Here is a 14224-nt window from a genome sequence, read left to right as displayed (position 1 = left end):
GCAATTAACCTAGCTTGAAAAGCACCAGCACAAATACCCACCACACTTTACGAAGTATTGAAAACTTCCACCCCCCAGCAAAAATCACAACTTTATTAATTGACAATTAACAGCACAAACCCAGCATTCTCGCCCGCGCCACAGCATGCGTCCGGCGTTCAACACCCAACTTGGCATGAATTCGTCGGACATGAGTTTTAACCGTATGCAATGAGATGAACAATTTATCCGCTATTTGTTGATTGGAGTTTCCCGAAGCAATCAACTCCAGAACCTGAGACTCTCGCAAACTCAATGAACTTTCATCGCCACCTTTATCTGAAAGTTTCTTTCCAGATGCCAATGCAACCCAGGCATCCGGCATTTGCTCTTCAAACTTCAGCAATAGTCGCGTCAAATTGAAATGGCTGGCCAATGTCCGGCCTCTTTCAAAGTACTGCCGGGCAGATTCCCGCTCATCGAGCAAAGAGGCTACCTCCCCCATTGCCAGCAACAACTCGGTTTCAAGAACGACCATCCGACTGGCTTGAGCCTGCTCGAACAGGCACTGCAGACGCGCCATGGGTTGCAGTGCCTGATGCAACCGGGTCTCGGCCATAATCAGCAAGCACTCGATGCGCGGGACAAGCTCCAGTGTCGCCGGCGGGGCCTGCCGTGCGTGGGGGCCACGAAAGTGCCGAAGTACGCGAGTCAAGGCCTCCCGGGCCAGTTCAGGCCGCTCCTGTTGCAGCCAGAATTCGCTGCTGACCTGCAACAGGATGCTGCGATAGACGGTGTCGGGGATCTGCCGCTGCTGCATCAACCGTTCGGCATCGCGCAGACGCATGAAGGCTTGCGGGTAATCGTCCTGATCGGCAGCCAGTTGCGCCTGCCCCAGAAAGCCGTAAAGCACACGCTTGTCAAAGCTGCACAGGCAGTCGTCAAGCCCTTGTTGAAAGAACCCGGCCGCCCGCGCCTGTTGCCCCATGCTCAATGCCAGCCTTCCCCGACGCAGAGCGATACGCCCAAGCAGCGGCGTCGGGCGCTCGACGGACGAGCCGAGCATCTCGCAAAGGCCGGCCAACAGCTGTTCGGCTCGGGCCGACGCCCCTCGCTGTTCCAGCAATTGGGCGTGATCAAGTTCCAGCAATGCCTCGAACAGCAATGAACCCTCTGCCCGGGCCAGGCAAAGGGCTTCACGATTGATCGAATGAGCCAGCTCCAGATCGCCACACAGCAACGCCTGCTGTGTACGTCCCGAGAGGCACAGCAGGCGCGCTGTCCAGGCCTTCGGCGACAGATCGCTCAACGCTTGCTCGAAATGCTCACGCGCCTCGTCCATCCGTCCTTGCAGGTGCAACAGCCAGCCTTGCTGAGCCTGCCAGCGGGCGATCAATTGCCGTTGCTGGCCAGCCGAGGGTGGCGGCAAAAAGCGCGACAGTTGCCCGATGCAATCCGCCGCCTGGGCAAAGCGCCCGGCGAACAGCAAAGCAGCCGTGATCAAGCCGACCAGTTGCGCCGAACCCAACAGCAGTTCCTCGCCGCGTTGCTCATAAAGACGCAGCAACAGCACGACCGTCTGCTCCTCGAACAGATGCTCGAAACTGAAGTGTTGCAACAGGCTCACCGCGACCTCGTACTCTTCGGCCAGCAACGCCTGCTCGAAAGCACATTTCCAATGTTGTCCGGCAGCAAACCACTGACAGGCCCGGCGATGCCAGGAACGCCCGGCAGGCCACGGTTCGTCACGCATCAGGCGCGACAGTGGAGCACACACCTGCAACCAGTCCGGTGATCCTTGCCAGGGTTCGATAAAGCATCCCAGCGTTTGCAGACTGCGCATCCATTGTGCCCCGTCCCCGGCACCGAACAGGTGATCGCACAGGCTGGCATTGAAGCGCGGTAAATGCGCCAGCACCCGCCAGGCTTCGGCCAGTTCCGGGCTCAGGCCGCTGAACAGTTCGTGTTGCAGATAGTCCAGCAAAGTGTCCATGCGCTGCTGCGGCAAGGTCTTTTGCGACCAGTCGCATTTTTGCATCATCAGCATCCGTACCCCGGCGCACCAGCCTCCGCTGCGCTGATGGATGCGAGCAGCGATGCTATCGGCCTGGGCTGGCGGCAAGTGACGCAACACTTGGGCGATTTCATCCCTGTTCAGCGCCAGCGCCGCGCCTTCACATTCGTACAGTGCGTCATCCAGCAGCAGGCGCGGCCAGTTGCAGGGTGGACGCCGCCGCGTACCGATCCACCACGTCAGGGCCGGGCTACTGATCGCCAGCATCCGGTCGAGCAATGCATCCAGCGCAGGTTCCGGACTCCGGCAGTAATCGTCGATCAACACCCAGGTAGCCGAAGATCGTCGCGCCAGTTCATAAAGCAGCGAAGCCTCGTCCGAGGCCGTCAGTCCCATCGAGCGCGCAAGCCGTTCGCAAAATTCGCCGACGCTCAAGGACGCCCCTGCCAGCGGCAACCAGCAGACGGTGCAATTGACCGGAGCCTGCAGCAGGCACTCGGTGAGTAGCGCGGTTTTACCGCTGCCGGCCGGCGCGCAGATCAGTTTGACCCGAGCCGCCGAGTCGAGCAGTGCCTCGTAAAGGCGCGGGCGTGGCAGATGATGGGGAGACAGCCTCGGGAGAAAATCCGGTCTATCCAGACAGGGTGTCATGGCGGTCATCAGGTGCGCCTTTTTATCGTTGTTCGCTCACCCTAGCCCTCTCCCCGACGCTTGTTGACGAGTATTCAGTACGCTGATTGCGGCCCATAAAAAAGGCGACCACCCGGTCGCCTTTTGTCTTGCCGGTGTATCGAAAACCCTAGCGCACGCCCTCGGCACGCAGGGCTGAAGGAGTGAAGTCTGCAACCTTGGCTTCGAAGCCGAATTCGAAGCTGTGCTTCTCCTCGTTCTTCATCCCAAGGGCGATGTAGCGACCGGCGATGATGTCGTAGAGCGCTTCCAGCGTGTAGGCCTGAGCCTGGTGATCGTAGTAGTACTGGGCATGCCCCTCGGCCACGCGCCACAGCTGCCCGCGACCATCGTAGTGATCGACCAGTGCCACCTGCCAGCTGTCCTCGTCGATGTACATGTGGCGCTTGGCGTAGATGTGTCGCTCGCTCGGCTTGACCGTACCGATCACTTCCCAGACCCGGTGCAATTCATAGCGGGTCAGGTCCTGATTGATGTGCCCGGCCTTGACGATGTCGTCGTACTTGAGCTTCGGCGAATCGAGTTTGTAGCTGTTGTACGGAATGTACATTTCCTTCTTGCCGATCAGCTTCCAGTCGTAACGATCCGGCGCGCCGGAGAACATGTCGAAGTTGTCCGAAGTCCGCAGGCCATCGGCGGCGGTGCCTGGCCCGTCATACGCCACTTGCGGCGCACGGCGCACCCGACGCTGCCCGGCGTTGTAGATCCAGGCCAGACGCGGCTCCTTCACCTGGTCGAGGGTTTCGTGCACCAGCAATACGTTGCCAGCCAGACGCGCCGGCGCGGTCACCGACTGCTTGAAGAAGGTCAGCACGTTGGCCGCCTGCTGCGGGTCCAGGTCTTTCATCAACTGCGGCACGGCAATCTCTTCCTCGAAGCGGATCGGCGTGTAGCTGCCATTGGTCTGCGGTGTCACCTGAGTGATGATCCGTCGCAGATTGCCGCCGTGATAACGGGTGATGTGGTTCCACAACACCTCGACGCCGTTCTTCGGAATCGGGAAGGCGTAGTAGCGGTTGCCGGTGAAATTGGCCAGGCCGTTGCCGTCGTTGATCGTGGTCACGTTCAGCGCACTACGCTTGGCCGACTCGTAGATTTCCGGTGGCACGGCGACGGTGCGGTGGGTCGGGTAGACCGGGATCTTGTAGGTTTCCGGGTAGCGCTTGAACATCGCCACCTGCCCCTCGGAGAGTTTGGCCTTGTACTGGTCGACGTTGGCGGCGGTGATGGTGAACAGCGGTTTTTCATTGGCGAACGGGTCGGCAAGAAAGCCCTTGCTGTCCACCGCTCCGGCGTTTTTCGGAATACCGCCGGTCCAGGCCGGAATCGAGCCGTCGGCGTTACCGGCCTTCTCGGCACCGAGCGGCGTCAGGCTGGTGCCGAGCTTGTCGGCCTCTTGCGGCGACACCGCCGCGATCACGTTGGCAGCCAACAGGCTCAGGGCCAGGACACCGCATTGCAGAATCATCTTGCGCATGGATTTCATCCTTCTCGGGCAGATCAGAAGTTCACGCCGAAGCTCAGGGCCACGAAGTCACGGTCAGTGAGGACGTTGTAATCGCCGCCAAAAAAATCGGTGTAACTGAGGCTGGCGGTGTAAGTGTTGCGGTAGTCGGCATCGACGCCGACGCTGATCGCCTTGGCGCCTTCGTTGAACAGCCCGTTAGGGCCGTAACCGGAGACGTCGTGGGACCAGGACAGGTTGGGCTTGAGGTTGATCCCGCCGATCACGTTGGCGTAGTCGAGGATGGCCCGGGCGCGATAGCCCCAGGAGGTCGACGTGACGAACCCGCCGGTGTCGCCGCCGAAACCGTACTGGCCGTAGACCGAGTCACGGCCGTAACGCAGCTTGCTGCGCGACTCCAGTCCGCCGACCCGCACCACCGCCGCCTCGCCGACCACGGTCAGGCGTTCGGCGCCCAGCACTTGATCGAAGAAGTGCGTGAGGGTGCTCTGCAGCTGCGTCACTTCCTTGCGCCGGTAGCCTTTGTTGTCGGCGCCAGGTGAAGTGGTCAGTGGCGACGCCGCACCGCCGGCAATCGGGTTGAGCAGTGCCAGCGTCAAGTCGTTGGTGTTGACCTGCACCGGGGCATTCGGCCGGTAGCTGAGCTCGCCGGTCCACGCGGTGCCAGTGGGCAGGGTGGTGGCAAAGCTTGCGCCATACAGGCGGATGTCCTCCGGGTATTCGAGGTAGTACTGACCACGCCCGAGCATCACGCTTTGCGCCAGCCCGGAACCGCTGCCGGGAGCCAGGCGGTTGGCGGTGCTGACCATCCCCGGCAGTGCCGACAGGGTCGACAGCCCGGCGGTGATGGTGCCGACCGTAGGTGTGCGGCTGTGGTAATTCATGAAGTACAGGCCATATTCGGTATCGTCGCCGAGCCAGCGCAACGCCGTTCCCCACTGCCCGGAATCCCGCGCATCGCGGTCACCGCCACGGGGCACGACCACGCCTTCGCGGGTGACCTGGATAGGTTGCCCAAACGCAGCGGCCAGCGGCGCCAGCGGAGCAATCGCCGGACTGCCGACGGTGTAACCGTTGTTGCAACCATCCGCCGCCACGTCGACACCGAAGAACGTGCCGCAGTTGTCGAGAACGGTCTGGTCCCATTCCAGTTGATAGAAACCTTCGACCGAGAGCTTGTCCGTCAGGCTCTGGGAGCCGAACAGCATGTTCACCGGAATCAGGCCTTCCTTGATCTCGGCACCGGGCCGGCGGAACGCCGAGACGTCGATCGGGTTGATGCTGTTGATCGAGTTGCCAATGAAAGTACTTTCGCCCCAGCTCACCACCTGCTTGCCGGCGCGCACGGTGCCCGGCAGGTCGGCGATGGAGTAGTTGTGATAGACGAACGCGTCGAGAATCTGTCCGCCTGAAGACTTGGCGCCTTCCTTGCGGCCCTTGTCGCTGATCGGCTTGAACTCGCGGTCTTCATCCTTGAGTTCGAAGTCGTACCAGTACTTGCCGCGCACGAACACACCGGTGTCGCCGTACTTCAATTCAAGGTCGTGGATGCCCTTGAAGATCTTGGAAAAGGTCTCGCCCTTCTTGAAGTTCAAGCGCCCGTCATCACCGGTCGAAGACTGACCCGTACCGCCATTGACCGTGCCGACCAGCGACTTGTCCGCATCGCGCATGCCCCAGCTCGCGCCGACCGACAGCGATGAGTCGAACGTGCCTTCGATTTCGCCGATGTTGAAATCGACCGCATGGGCCTGGACGCAGCAGCCCAAGGCAACCGCAGCCGCCAGCGCCTGCGGTTTGAAGATGGCGCGCATTGTTGTTTTTGTCATGCGTCTTCCCCGGTGAGTGACAGAAGCCCCCACCCTACTGCCGCCACACGGGGACGATAAGCGCACCAAGGAGGTATTCGCGCTGTCGCTCGAAAGGATGAATCCCTATCTGGGACGGGGCCTGCCGCAGGACATGAACCGGCTGGATAACCCATGATCAACGCAACGGATGATCCCCACCTCGGGGCACCCCACTGTTACATGCCCCGTAACAGTGCATGTCCGGAATCGCTATTTTTCCTTTGGCCTCAGGCGCTTATTCTGAACGGGCTTTCACGGCAGCCCAGCCAGGAAGCAAAAAGTCCGCGACCGAGTCGTCGGCAACCGAATTCTGATGGATTGAAGCGCTCTTCGCTCCATCGCCCAGGTGTTCACTGACGTTGATTTGTAGCTCCTTGATCCAACGTCTTACCTTGGCCGCTGCGTTTGCAGCGGCCTTTTTTATGGGCGGTGTTTTTTGCAGGAACTCTAAGGCGGGGATGTTTGGCGGGAGCGGCAGGACCCGGACGAGTCCTGCCAGGCGACACAAAGGCGTCAGAGCGAATACTTCTGCAGATTCGCCATCATTTCTTTCAGCGCTTCTATATTGTCCTTCGGATGCGCGGCCCCTTCGAAATCACAAATCTGCTGCCAGTGCGCCGCGACATCATCCGGGGAAAAACCGACGCGAGGATCGAACCCGGCGCCCAGGCTGCGCTCCCAGCGCACCTTGCCCATCCAGCCGCCGCCGACCTCGAACAGGCCTGCGGTTTCCTGGCATTGCTCGCTGGCCAGGTACACCACCAGCGGGCTGACCAGTTCCGGTTTGAGTTGTTCGAACACTTGCGGCGGAATCAGGCCTTCGGTCATACGTGTGCCGCCGGTAGGGGCGATGGCGTTGACCAGGATGTTGTTCTTGCGACCTTCGATGGCCAGGGTGCGGGTCAGGCCGTAAAGACCGAGTTTGGCCATGCCGTAGTTGGACTGGCCGAAGTTGCCGTAGATACCGGAGGTCGATGCGGTGAAGATCACCCGACCGTAGTTTTGCTCGCGCAGGTGTGGCCATGCGGCGCGGGTCACCTTGTAGGCGCCTTCGACGTGGACGCGGTAGACCAGATCCCAGTCGGCGTCTTCCATCTTGTGGAAGGTCTTGTCGCGCAGGATGCCGGCATTGTTCACAACCACATCGACGCGGCCAAACACATCGAGGGCGTTCTGCACCAGTTTGTCGCCGTCGGTCACCGAGTCATGGTTGGCCTCGGCAATGCCGCCGGCCTCGCGGATTTCCGCCACCACGCGGTCGGCGGCCGAAGCGTTGGCGCCTTCGCCCTGGGTCGAGCCGCCGAGGTCGTTGACCAGCACTTTGGCGCCCTGTTTGGCGAACAGCAAAGCATGAGCGCGCCCCAGGCCACCACCGGCTCCGGTGACGATCACGACTTTATCTTCGAAACGCACAGACTCATTCATCGAGGCAACTCCAGCAGGCCTGAGGGACAGTGTCCCCGAGTGTCAGGCACAGAGCGCGCGGTCACAACGAACACGGTTGAGGCTGAATGGTGCGCGATAAGGCTGGGGGATGATGAAACCGTGCAGAGGCGCAACGCGCCCCCGCCCGTCGATCAGGAGCACGCCACCTTGCGCGGCGGCAGCACGAAGTGATCACGAAATTCCAGGTAGTGCTTGAGCACCTGCACCGGCGCTTCGCTTTGCGGGTAATGACCAATGCCCGGCAATAGCACGGTGTCCGCATCGGGGATCAACTCGCGATAACGTTCGACCATGTGCGCGCCGGAGATCGGATCGACTTCGCCATCGATCACCCGCAACGGCACCTCGCCGCGCTGCATCGCTGCGACCCAGCGATCACGCTGCACCCGGCGTTCCGGAATGTAGGTGATCAACTTGTGCATGATGCGCGGCCCGCGATTGCATTCGACCAGGCTCCAGAAGTCGTCCATTTCACTTTCGCTGGGCCGGGTGTCCGGGCCGAAGATCTGCCGGAAGCTTTTCACCAGGGCATCGCGGGTAAACGCGCGGCCGATCATCCAGCCCAGCGGGCTGAGCAGCAGTTTTTGCGCCAGCAACGGACGATGGGTTTCCGGGAACAGACCACCGTTGAGGAACACACAACTGGCGACTTCGATCTTCTCTTCGTAGTGCCGGGCCAGCAGTTCCTGGGCAACGCTGTCGCCGTAGTCATGGGCAAGGAGATGCACCGGTTGCTCGACCTGCAGATGAGTGAGCAACGCCTGTTGCAGATCGGCTTGCTCCAGCAGGCTGTAGGTGTGGTTCAGCGGTTTGGCCGAGTCGCCGAAGCCGAGCATGTCGCAGGCGATCACCCGAAAGCGCTGGGCCAGCGGCTGCCAAAGGTAATGCCAGTCCCAGCTGGCCGTCGGGAAGCCGTGGATCAGCAGCAGCGGTTCGCCCTGCCCGGCCGTCCAGTAACGGATCGACTGGCCACGGAAGACAAACGACTGGCTGCGTTTGCGCCAGGCACTCAGAGGAATCTCGGCGAGAGGCATTAGAGTTTATACCCCGGGTCTTGTTTATCGAGTTTGCGCAGCAGCGCCGGCCAGGCCAGCGCGCCGCCCATGCCTTGAGCACTTTTGGTGACGCCGGCAATCATTGCTTTGGCGCCCGCCAGAATCTGCGGTTCGATGGCGATCAGTTCGGCACCGCCGGTCTGCGCCATGACCTGGATGTCGCAGGCGCGCTGGAAGGTAAACATCATCAGGAACGTGTCAGCGATGGTGCCGCCACAAGTCAGCAGACCGTGGTTGTGCAGCATCAGGAAATTGTTGTCGCCAAGGTCGGCCTGCAACCGGTCCTTCTCTTCGTGATTGAGTGCCACGCCTTCGTAAGCATGGAAGGCCAGGCTCGACAGCACGAACAACGATTGCTGACTGATCGGCAACACGCCCTGTTTCTGTGCCGACACCGCAACACCGGAAGCGGTGTGGGTATGAAGCACGCAGGTCACATCATGGCGCACTTCGTGGACGGCGCTGTGGATGGTGTAGCCGGCAGGATTGATTTCGTAGGGGCTGTCCATGAGCTTGTTGCCGGCCTGGTCGACCTTCACCAGGCTGGACGCGGTGATCTCATGGAACATCATCCCGAACGGGTTGATCAGGAAATCTTCGGTGCCCGGCACCTTGGCCGAGATGTGGGTGAAGATCAGATCGTCCCAGCCATGCAGGGCGACCAGTCGATAGCAGGCGGCAAGATCGACCCGGGTCTGCCACTCCGCGGCACTGACCTGATCTTTGACATTCAAGGAAGAAGGGACGGGGGATACGCTCACTGTATGCACCTCTGTTTTTGTTTTTTTCGGCAGGTGTCAGCAGTCTAGTCAGCCCCGGGGTTTCGCGTAGTTGCATTGGCAGCCAGCTTGATGACTGAGCGAGTCAGCTGCGCAAACCGCTTGGATCCATGTCAAAGCAACGACGCCAACAAAGGTGCGGCGAACAGATTGAGCAGCCCGGTGAGCACCATCACCAGCCCCGCCACCGAGCCTTCTTCGCCGCCCACTTCATGGGCGCGACTGACGCCCGCACCATGGGCGCCAACACCAAACAGAGCACCACGTGCCAAAGCGCTGCGCAGTGGCAGCCACTTGAGCAATACCCCGCCGAGCATCGCGCCAAACACCCCGGTGAACATCACGAACACCGCCGTCAATTCAGGCACCCCGCCGAGATCCTGCGCCAGCGGCATGGCAAACGGTGTGGTGATCGAGCGCGGCACCAGTGACAGCGTGACCGAACTGTCCAGCGCCAAAGCCCTGGCCAGACCGAACGAGGTGGCAATCGATGCGGCACTGCCGGCCAGCATGCCCAGCAACAACGCCGACCAGTGCCGCACCAGCAAACGTCGCTGTTGCCAGATCGGCACCGCAAACGCGACGGTGACCGGGCCGAGCACCAGCATCAGCCAGTGGGTGTTGCTGGAGTATTCCGCATAAGCGGTATGCAATGGCACCGCGAGCGCCAGCAGCAACGCGGGGACCAGAATCAGTGGCGACAGCAGGTAACGCCCGGTACGGCGATACAGCCAGCGACTGAACAGGTAGGCCAGCAAGGTGAACGCCAGCCAGAACATCGGCATCAGTTCAAGCTTCATGGGACCGCCTCAGGCGCACGGCCAGTTCAACGGTGAACGCCGTCACCAGCATCACCATCAGCGTGCTGGCGGCGATCACCAGCAGAATCCGCCAGCCGTCATCACGCAACAAGGCGCCGTAATCCAGCAGGCTCATCAGCGCCGGAATGAAGAACAGCAGCATCTCGGCCATCAACAGTCCCGCGCCCATTTGCAACGCCGCCGGTTTGACCCAGCCGAATGCAAACGCCAGCAGCAGCAATGCCATGCCAACCACGCCGCCGGGGATCGGCCAGGCCAGCCAAGTGGCCAACTGGCAGCCGAGCAGGTAGAGACCGAGCAGCACGGCCAGTTCGGCCAGCAGGCGAGAGAGGTATTTGAGGGTCGAGGCTTTCATCGGTGGGCTCCTTTCAGGTGCCCATTTTACGAACCCGGCTGCCATCTCCGAAGCGAATTGTTAGACTCAAAGCCATTCCAATCCGGAATCAGGCCATGGAATTCAAACAGCTCAAAAGCTTCGTCGAAGTCATGCATCAGGGTGGTTTCACCCAGGCGGCGAAAACCCTGCACATCAGTCAGTCCGCCGTGAGCAAGCAGATCGCCCAGCTCGAACAGAGCCTTGGCACCCCGCTGCTCGATCGCCTGGGTTCGCAATTGCGCCTGACCGCCGCCGGCAGCGTGGTGCTGCAACGGGCCGAAGGCATGCTGCGCCTGCGCGATGAATTGCTCACCGAACTGGATGATCTCAGTCATCTGGCGCGGGGCGAGTTGCGCCTCGGTTTGCCTTTGCTGGGCAGCGATGCGCTGTTCGCCGGGTTGTTCGCCGAATACCGACGGCGTTACCCGAACATCAGCGTGCAATTGCTCGAAGGCGGCAGTCGCCATATCGAACAAGCCGTGTTGAGCGGTGAACTGGAACTGGGCGGGAGTCTGCTGCCGAAAGATCCTCAGTTCGACTTCCAGCCGTTCTGCGATGAGCCGCTCGATGCGCTGCTGCCGATAGATCACCCATTGGCGACGAAAGGTGAAATCGGTCTGGAGGAACTGGCCGACACGCCGTTCCTGCTGTATCAGCGCAGTTTCGTGCTCAATGACCGTTTGCTTCAGGCGTGCCAGCAGATGGGCTTCACCCCGAAGGAGGGTGGCCGTAGCGGTCAGGCGGATTTTCTCGCGGCACTGGTGGCCGCCGGGCAAGGCGTCGTGCTGCTTCCCAGCGTGGTGGCCCGCGGGCTGGTGCGGCCAGGCGTGGTGCGCCTGACCTTGAACGCGCCGGACTACCTGCGCTGGGACATCGCCTTCATCTGGCGCCGGGGCGCCTATCTGTCGAAGGCTGCGCAGGCCTGGCTCGCACTGCTGCGCGAACGCGGGATCAGCCTTTGAGCGTGGCGATCAACTGCTCGAGCCAAGGCTCCGCGTCAGTTTCCGGGGTGACGCTTTCGCTGGCGTCGATGCGCAGCATGTCCTGTACTTCACGCACGCCCAGCTCACCGAACAATTCACGCATCTGCTCACCACCGCCGCAGAACGTGTCGCCGTAACTGGCGTCGCCCAAGGCGATCACCGCGCCAGGCAAACCGCGCCAGGCCGCCGGCAACTGATCGCGAATGCTCGAGTACAGCGGTTGCAGGTTGTCCGGCAACTCGCCCATGCCGGTGGTCGAAGTTACTGCGAGCAAGGCCTCGGGGCCAAAGGTCTGGAGTTCGGCGAGGCTGGCGCGCGAGTTGTAGAAGGTTTCAAAACCGGCGGCTTTCAGCAGGCTTTGCGCGTGGCGAGCGACTTCTTCGGCCGTGCCGTACACCGAGCCGGAGAGGATGGCGACTTTCATCAATCTGATCCTGAAACTGAAAAAAAGAGCGGCGATAGTAACAGCCACTGACGCAATGTTGCGATTGGCTCTCGATAAGCGCTGATGGCCAGTAGACAGCGCTGATTGATCTTCTAGAATGCCTGCCACCGACAACCTTGAAGGGATTCAAAGATGATCAATGCCAGCCTGCTGCAAATGGTGATCAACGCGTCGAACGACGGAATCGTGGTGGCCGAGCGAGAAGGCAAGGAAGACAACATCCTGATTTACGTGAACCCGGCTTTCGAACGCCTGACGGGTTACACCAGTGAAGAAATCCTGTATCAGGATTGCCGTTTTCTGCAGGCCGGAGACCGGAACCAGGAAAATCTGCCACTGATTCGCGAAGCATTGCGCAATAAGGGTTCGTGTCGGGAAATCATCCGAAACTATCGCAAGGACGGCACACCGTTCTGGAACGAGCTGTCGCTGTCGACGGTAAAAAACGCTGATGATGGTCAGACTTACTTCGTTGGCGTGCAAAAGGACGTCACCGTTCAGGTCAAGGCGCAGCAGCGAGTGGCGCAACTGGAAGCCCAGGTCGCGGCTCTCGAAGCAGAACTGGCGGCCCTGAAAGCGACGAACGGCGCAAACAAAACTGCGAACTAAGTGTCATTAACTACAATCACCAATGACTTTGTAATTATTTATTTCGAGCTAGCCATGCAACGCGACGCCCTCCTGACCCAGGATGAGCTGGATTTCATCCAGACCATGCAACACAACCCGCAGCTCAATGTGCGGGATGCGACGTCGAGCCTGCTGGTCAATGGTGGTTCGCAGATCCGTGATCTGCTCACGCGCCTGGCGGCCCATGAGCAAGTCACCATCCAGGCCAACTTCGAAAACCAGCAGATGACCTTTCCGCTTCATCTGGTGGAAGACGAATTCCATGCCCTGCATTTGCGCCTGGGTGTGCCAAGCATCTATGAAGACGGTCCGATGGTTCGCCCATGGCGTCTGGCCCTTGAAGAGCCGGTAGCGTTGGAGAATGCCAAAGGCCAACCGGGCATGTTGTGGGTTCACGAGGTTTCGCATAAAGGCGTGCTGCTGGAGGTGCGCAACAAGACCAAGCCGCCGAAGCATTTCGCCCTGTGGTTCAGCCCTTCAGGCTATGAGCGGATTTCCCTGCGTGGCACCTTCGAACGGGGAACCGAAAGCGGTTTCTTCGCTTACGACCTGAGCCAGAGCGACGCTGACGAAACCGAACGCCTGCGCCAGTTCATCCTTCAGCAACACCGACTGACCCACCCTGCCCTGCATACCTGAGCCTCAGGTATCCAGCGTCCCCGCGAGAAACTGGTTCAGACGCTGGCGCATGGTTGACCCTTCATTGCCCAGACAGCCCACCGATGATCCGGCCAGGCTGTCCTGCGCCAGATCCGACGCATCGCCCGCCAGCATCAGCTGACAATCCAGACTCAGGGCCAGGCGGTTCAGACGCCGGGGCAATTCGGCAGTCGGGGCGTGATTGGAAAACAGCACCAGCGCCTGGGGTTTGATCTTTTCGCAAACCAGTGTCAGCTCGTCGAACGGCTGGCCGGTGGTCAACACCCGAACGCCTGCATCGTTGCCACTGAGAAACAGTGCCGCCACCAGCAGTTCAAGCTCGCGACATTGCCCGGCCAGGGCACTGACAATCACCTTGCGCGGATGCGAGCCACGCAACACAACGATGCGCTGCAGTACCCGCGCCCTCAGGAAACCGTCGAGGAACAGCCACTCGCTGGTTTGCCCGAATGCATCCTGTCGCTGCAACAGCTGCAGCCACAGCGGCATCAGGATGTCCTGGAACACCACAGGCAGCGTGTAGGAAGAGAAAATCTGACCGTAGACCCGATCCAGTTCCTGGTCATCGAACGAACTGACAGCTCGCTGAACCTGCTCCTGCCATTGCAGGTAGTCAGCCTGCACCAGGTCATCGGGAATGATGTGCGCCAACGCCTTCATCGGCTCGGTCTTGGCGAGGATCCTGCCGACCTTGCTCACCGAGACACCACGATCGATCCAGTCGACGATACTGCGAACGCGCTCGATATCGGTCATCGAATACAACCGGTGCCCACTTTCGGTGCGTGTCGGCTGGATCAAGCCATAACGCCGCTCCCATGCGCGCAGGGTGACCGGATTGACGCCGGTCAGCCGTGCCACCTCGCGTATGGGGAAAAGCTCCTCGCGCTCAAGCGCAACAGAGACCTGCGAGGCAAGGCGAACGTCAGTAATGACAGGCATGTGTGCGGACACGTCCTTGTTGGCGTAGTTGGATCCCATTCTACCTCTGATGCCCCATTCCGATTCAAGCGATGAAATGGGACGAACGT

General features: G+C 60.6%; 13 protein-coding genes. 3 read left to right on the top strand and 10 right to left on the bottom strand.

The features are described 5' to 3' along the window. Positions 1-106 precede the first annotated feature (106 nt). From IF189_RS04785 to IF189_RS04750, 8 genes are all read right to left on the bottom strand, one after another. The gene (locus IF189_RS04785; RefSeq protein WP_192552913.1) at positions 107-2653 is read right to left on the bottom strand and encodes a helix-turn-helix transcriptional regulator; all 2547 of its coding nucleotides are present in this window, start codon (positions 2651-2653) and stop codon (positions 107-109) included. Positions 2654-2792: 139 nt separating this feature from the next. Next, positions 2793-4160: a DUF1329 domain-containing protein gene (locus tag IF189_RS04780; RefSeq protein ID WP_413038517.1), complete on the bottom strand. Its 1368-nt coding sequence runs from the start codon at positions 4158-4160 to the stop codon at positions 2793-2795. A gap of 23 nt (positions 4161-4183) precedes the next feature. Then, positions 4184-5977 (bottom strand): DUF1302 domain-containing protein, encoded by a 1794-nt coding sequence (locus tag IF189_RS04775; protein WP_134825523.1) that lies wholly within the window; start codon positions 5975-5977, stop codon positions 4184-4186. A 534-nt stretch (positions 5978-6511) separates the two neighbouring features. Beyond that, a complete protein-coding gene (locus IF189_RS04770; RefSeq protein WP_192552911.1) occupies positions 6512-7423 on the bottom strand; it encodes an SDR family oxidoreductase in 912 nt (303 codons plus the stop codon). 152 nt (positions 7424-7575) lie between these two features. Then, complete coding sequence (locus tag IF189_RS04765; RefSeq protein ID WP_192552910.1) at positions 7576-8478, bottom strand: alpha/beta fold hydrolase; 903 nt, start codon at positions 8476-8478, stop codon at positions 7576-7578. Further along, complete coding sequence (locus IF189_RS04760; RefSeq protein ID WP_192552909.1) at positions 8478-9260, bottom strand: class II aldolase/adducin family protein; 783 nt, start codon at positions 9258-9260, stop codon at positions 8478-8480. The genes IF189_RS04765 and IF189_RS04760 overlap by 1 nt, the downstream gene beginning before the upstream one ends. Positions 9261-9391: 131 nt before the next feature. Beyond that, complete coding sequence (locus tag IF189_RS04755) at positions 9392-10078, bottom strand: LrgB family protein (protein ID WP_119426728.1); 687 nt, start codon at positions 10076-10078, stop codon at positions 9392-9394. Beyond that, the gene (locus IF189_RS04750) at positions 10068-10454 is read right to left on the bottom strand and encodes a CidA/LrgA family protein (protein ID WP_192552908.1); all 387 of its coding nucleotides are present in this window, start codon (positions 10452-10454) and stop codon (positions 10068-10070) included. The genes IF189_RS04755 and IF189_RS04750 overlap by 11 nt, the downstream gene beginning before the upstream one ends. Before the next feature lie 95 nt (positions 10455-10549). Between IF189_RS04750 and IF189_RS04745 the strand changes: the two genes are divergently transcribed. Continuing rightward, positions 10550-11437, top strand: coding sequence for a LysR family transcriptional regulator (locus IF189_RS04745; protein WP_134825518.1), 888 nt, complete (start codon positions 10550-10552; stop codon positions 11435-11437). Here IF189_RS04745 and IF189_RS04740 read toward each other — a convergent pair. Continuing rightward, positions 11427-11882: a flavodoxin gene (locus IF189_RS04740; RefSeq protein WP_134825517.1), complete on the bottom strand. Its 456-nt coding sequence runs from the start codon at positions 11880-11882 to the stop codon at positions 11427-11429. The genes IF189_RS04745 and IF189_RS04740 overlap by 11 nt on opposite strands. A 153-nt stretch (positions 11883-12035) precedes the next feature. Between IF189_RS04740 and IF189_RS04735 the strand changes: the two genes are divergently transcribed. Together IF189_RS04735 and IF189_RS04730 are read left to right on the top strand one after the other, a co-directional pair. Further along, positions 12036-12512, top strand: coding sequence for a PAS domain-containing protein (locus IF189_RS04735; RefSeq protein WP_192552907.1), 477 nt, complete (start codon positions 12036-12038; stop codon positions 12510-12512). Positions 12513-12566: 54 nt separating this feature from the next. After that, on the top strand, positions 12567-13172 hold the full coding sequence (locus tag IF189_RS04730; RefSeq protein ID WP_192552906.1) for a hypothetical protein: 606 nt from the start codon (positions 12567-12569) through the stop codon (positions 13170-13172). Positions 13173-13175: 3 nt separating this feature from the next. Here the strand turns inward: IF189_RS04730 and IF189_RS04725 are convergent, their stop codons facing one another. Continuing rightward, a complete protein-coding gene (locus IF189_RS04725) occupies positions 13176-14135 on the bottom strand; it encodes a MerR family transcriptional regulator (protein WP_134825515.1) in 960 nt (319 codons plus the stop codon). Positions 14136-14224 lie beyond the last annotated feature (89 nt).

Origin of the sequence: Pseudomonas sp. IzPS59, assembly GCF_014863505.1 — a bacterium.
Taxonomy (GTDB): domain Bacteria; phylum Pseudomonadota; class Gammaproteobacteria; order Pseudomonadales; family Pseudomonadaceae; genus Aquipseudomonas; species Aquipseudomonas kribbensis.
This window is presented reverse-complemented; position numbering and strand designations above follow the sequence as displayed.

What these genes read in the sequence shown, in the direction of transcription:
- IF189_RS04785 (WP_192552913.1), bottom strand. Translation starts at nt 2,653, where the DNA reads ATGACCGCCATGACACCCTGTCTGGATAGACCGGATTTTCTCCCGAGG.
- IF189_RS04780 (WP_413038517.1), bottom strand. Translation starts at nt 4,160, where the DNA reads ATGCGCAAGATGATTCTGCAATGCGGTGTCCTGGCCCTGAGCCTGTTG.
- IF189_RS04775 (WP_134825523.1), bottom strand. Translation starts at nt 5,977, where the DNA reads ATGACAAAAACAACAATGCGCGCCATCTTCAAACCGCAGGCGCTGGCG.
- IF189_RS04770 (WP_192552911.1), bottom strand. Translation starts at nt 7,423, where the DNA reads ATGAATGAGTCTGTGCGTTTCGAAGATAAAGTCGTGATCGTCACCGGA.
- IF189_RS04765 (WP_192552910.1), bottom strand. Translation starts at nt 8,478, where the DNA reads ATGCCTCTCGCCGAGATTCCTCTGAGTGCCTGGCGCAAACGCAGCCAG.
- IF189_RS04755 (WP_119426728.1), bottom strand. Translation starts at nt 10,078, where the DNA reads ATGAAGCTTGAACTGATGCCGATGTTCTGGCTGGCGTTCACCTTGCTG.
- IF189_RS04750 (WP_192552908.1), bottom strand. Translation starts at nt 10,454, where the DNA reads ATGAAAGCCTCGACCCTCAAATACCTCTCTCGCCTGCTGGCCGAACTG.
- IF189_RS04745 (WP_134825518.1), top strand. Translation starts at nt 10,550, where the DNA reads ATGGAATTCAAACAGCTCAAAAGCTTCGTCGAAGTCATGCATCAGGGT.
- IF189_RS04740 (WP_134825517.1), bottom strand. Translation starts at nt 11,882, where the DNA reads ATGAAAGTCGCCATCCTCTCCGGCTCGGTGTACGGCACGGCCGAAGAA.
- IF189_RS04735 (WP_192552907.1), top strand. Translation starts at nt 12,036, where the DNA reads ATGATCAATGCCAGCCTGCTGCAAATGGTGATCAACGCGTCGAACGAC.
- IF189_RS04730 (WP_192552906.1), top strand. Translation starts at nt 12,567, where the DNA reads ATGCAACGCGACGCCCTCCTGACCCAGGATGAGCTGGATTTCATCCAG.
- IF189_RS04725 (WP_134825515.1), bottom strand. Translation starts at nt 14,135, where the DNA reads ATGCCTGTCATTACTGACGTTCGCCTTGCCTCGCAGGTCTCTGTTGCG.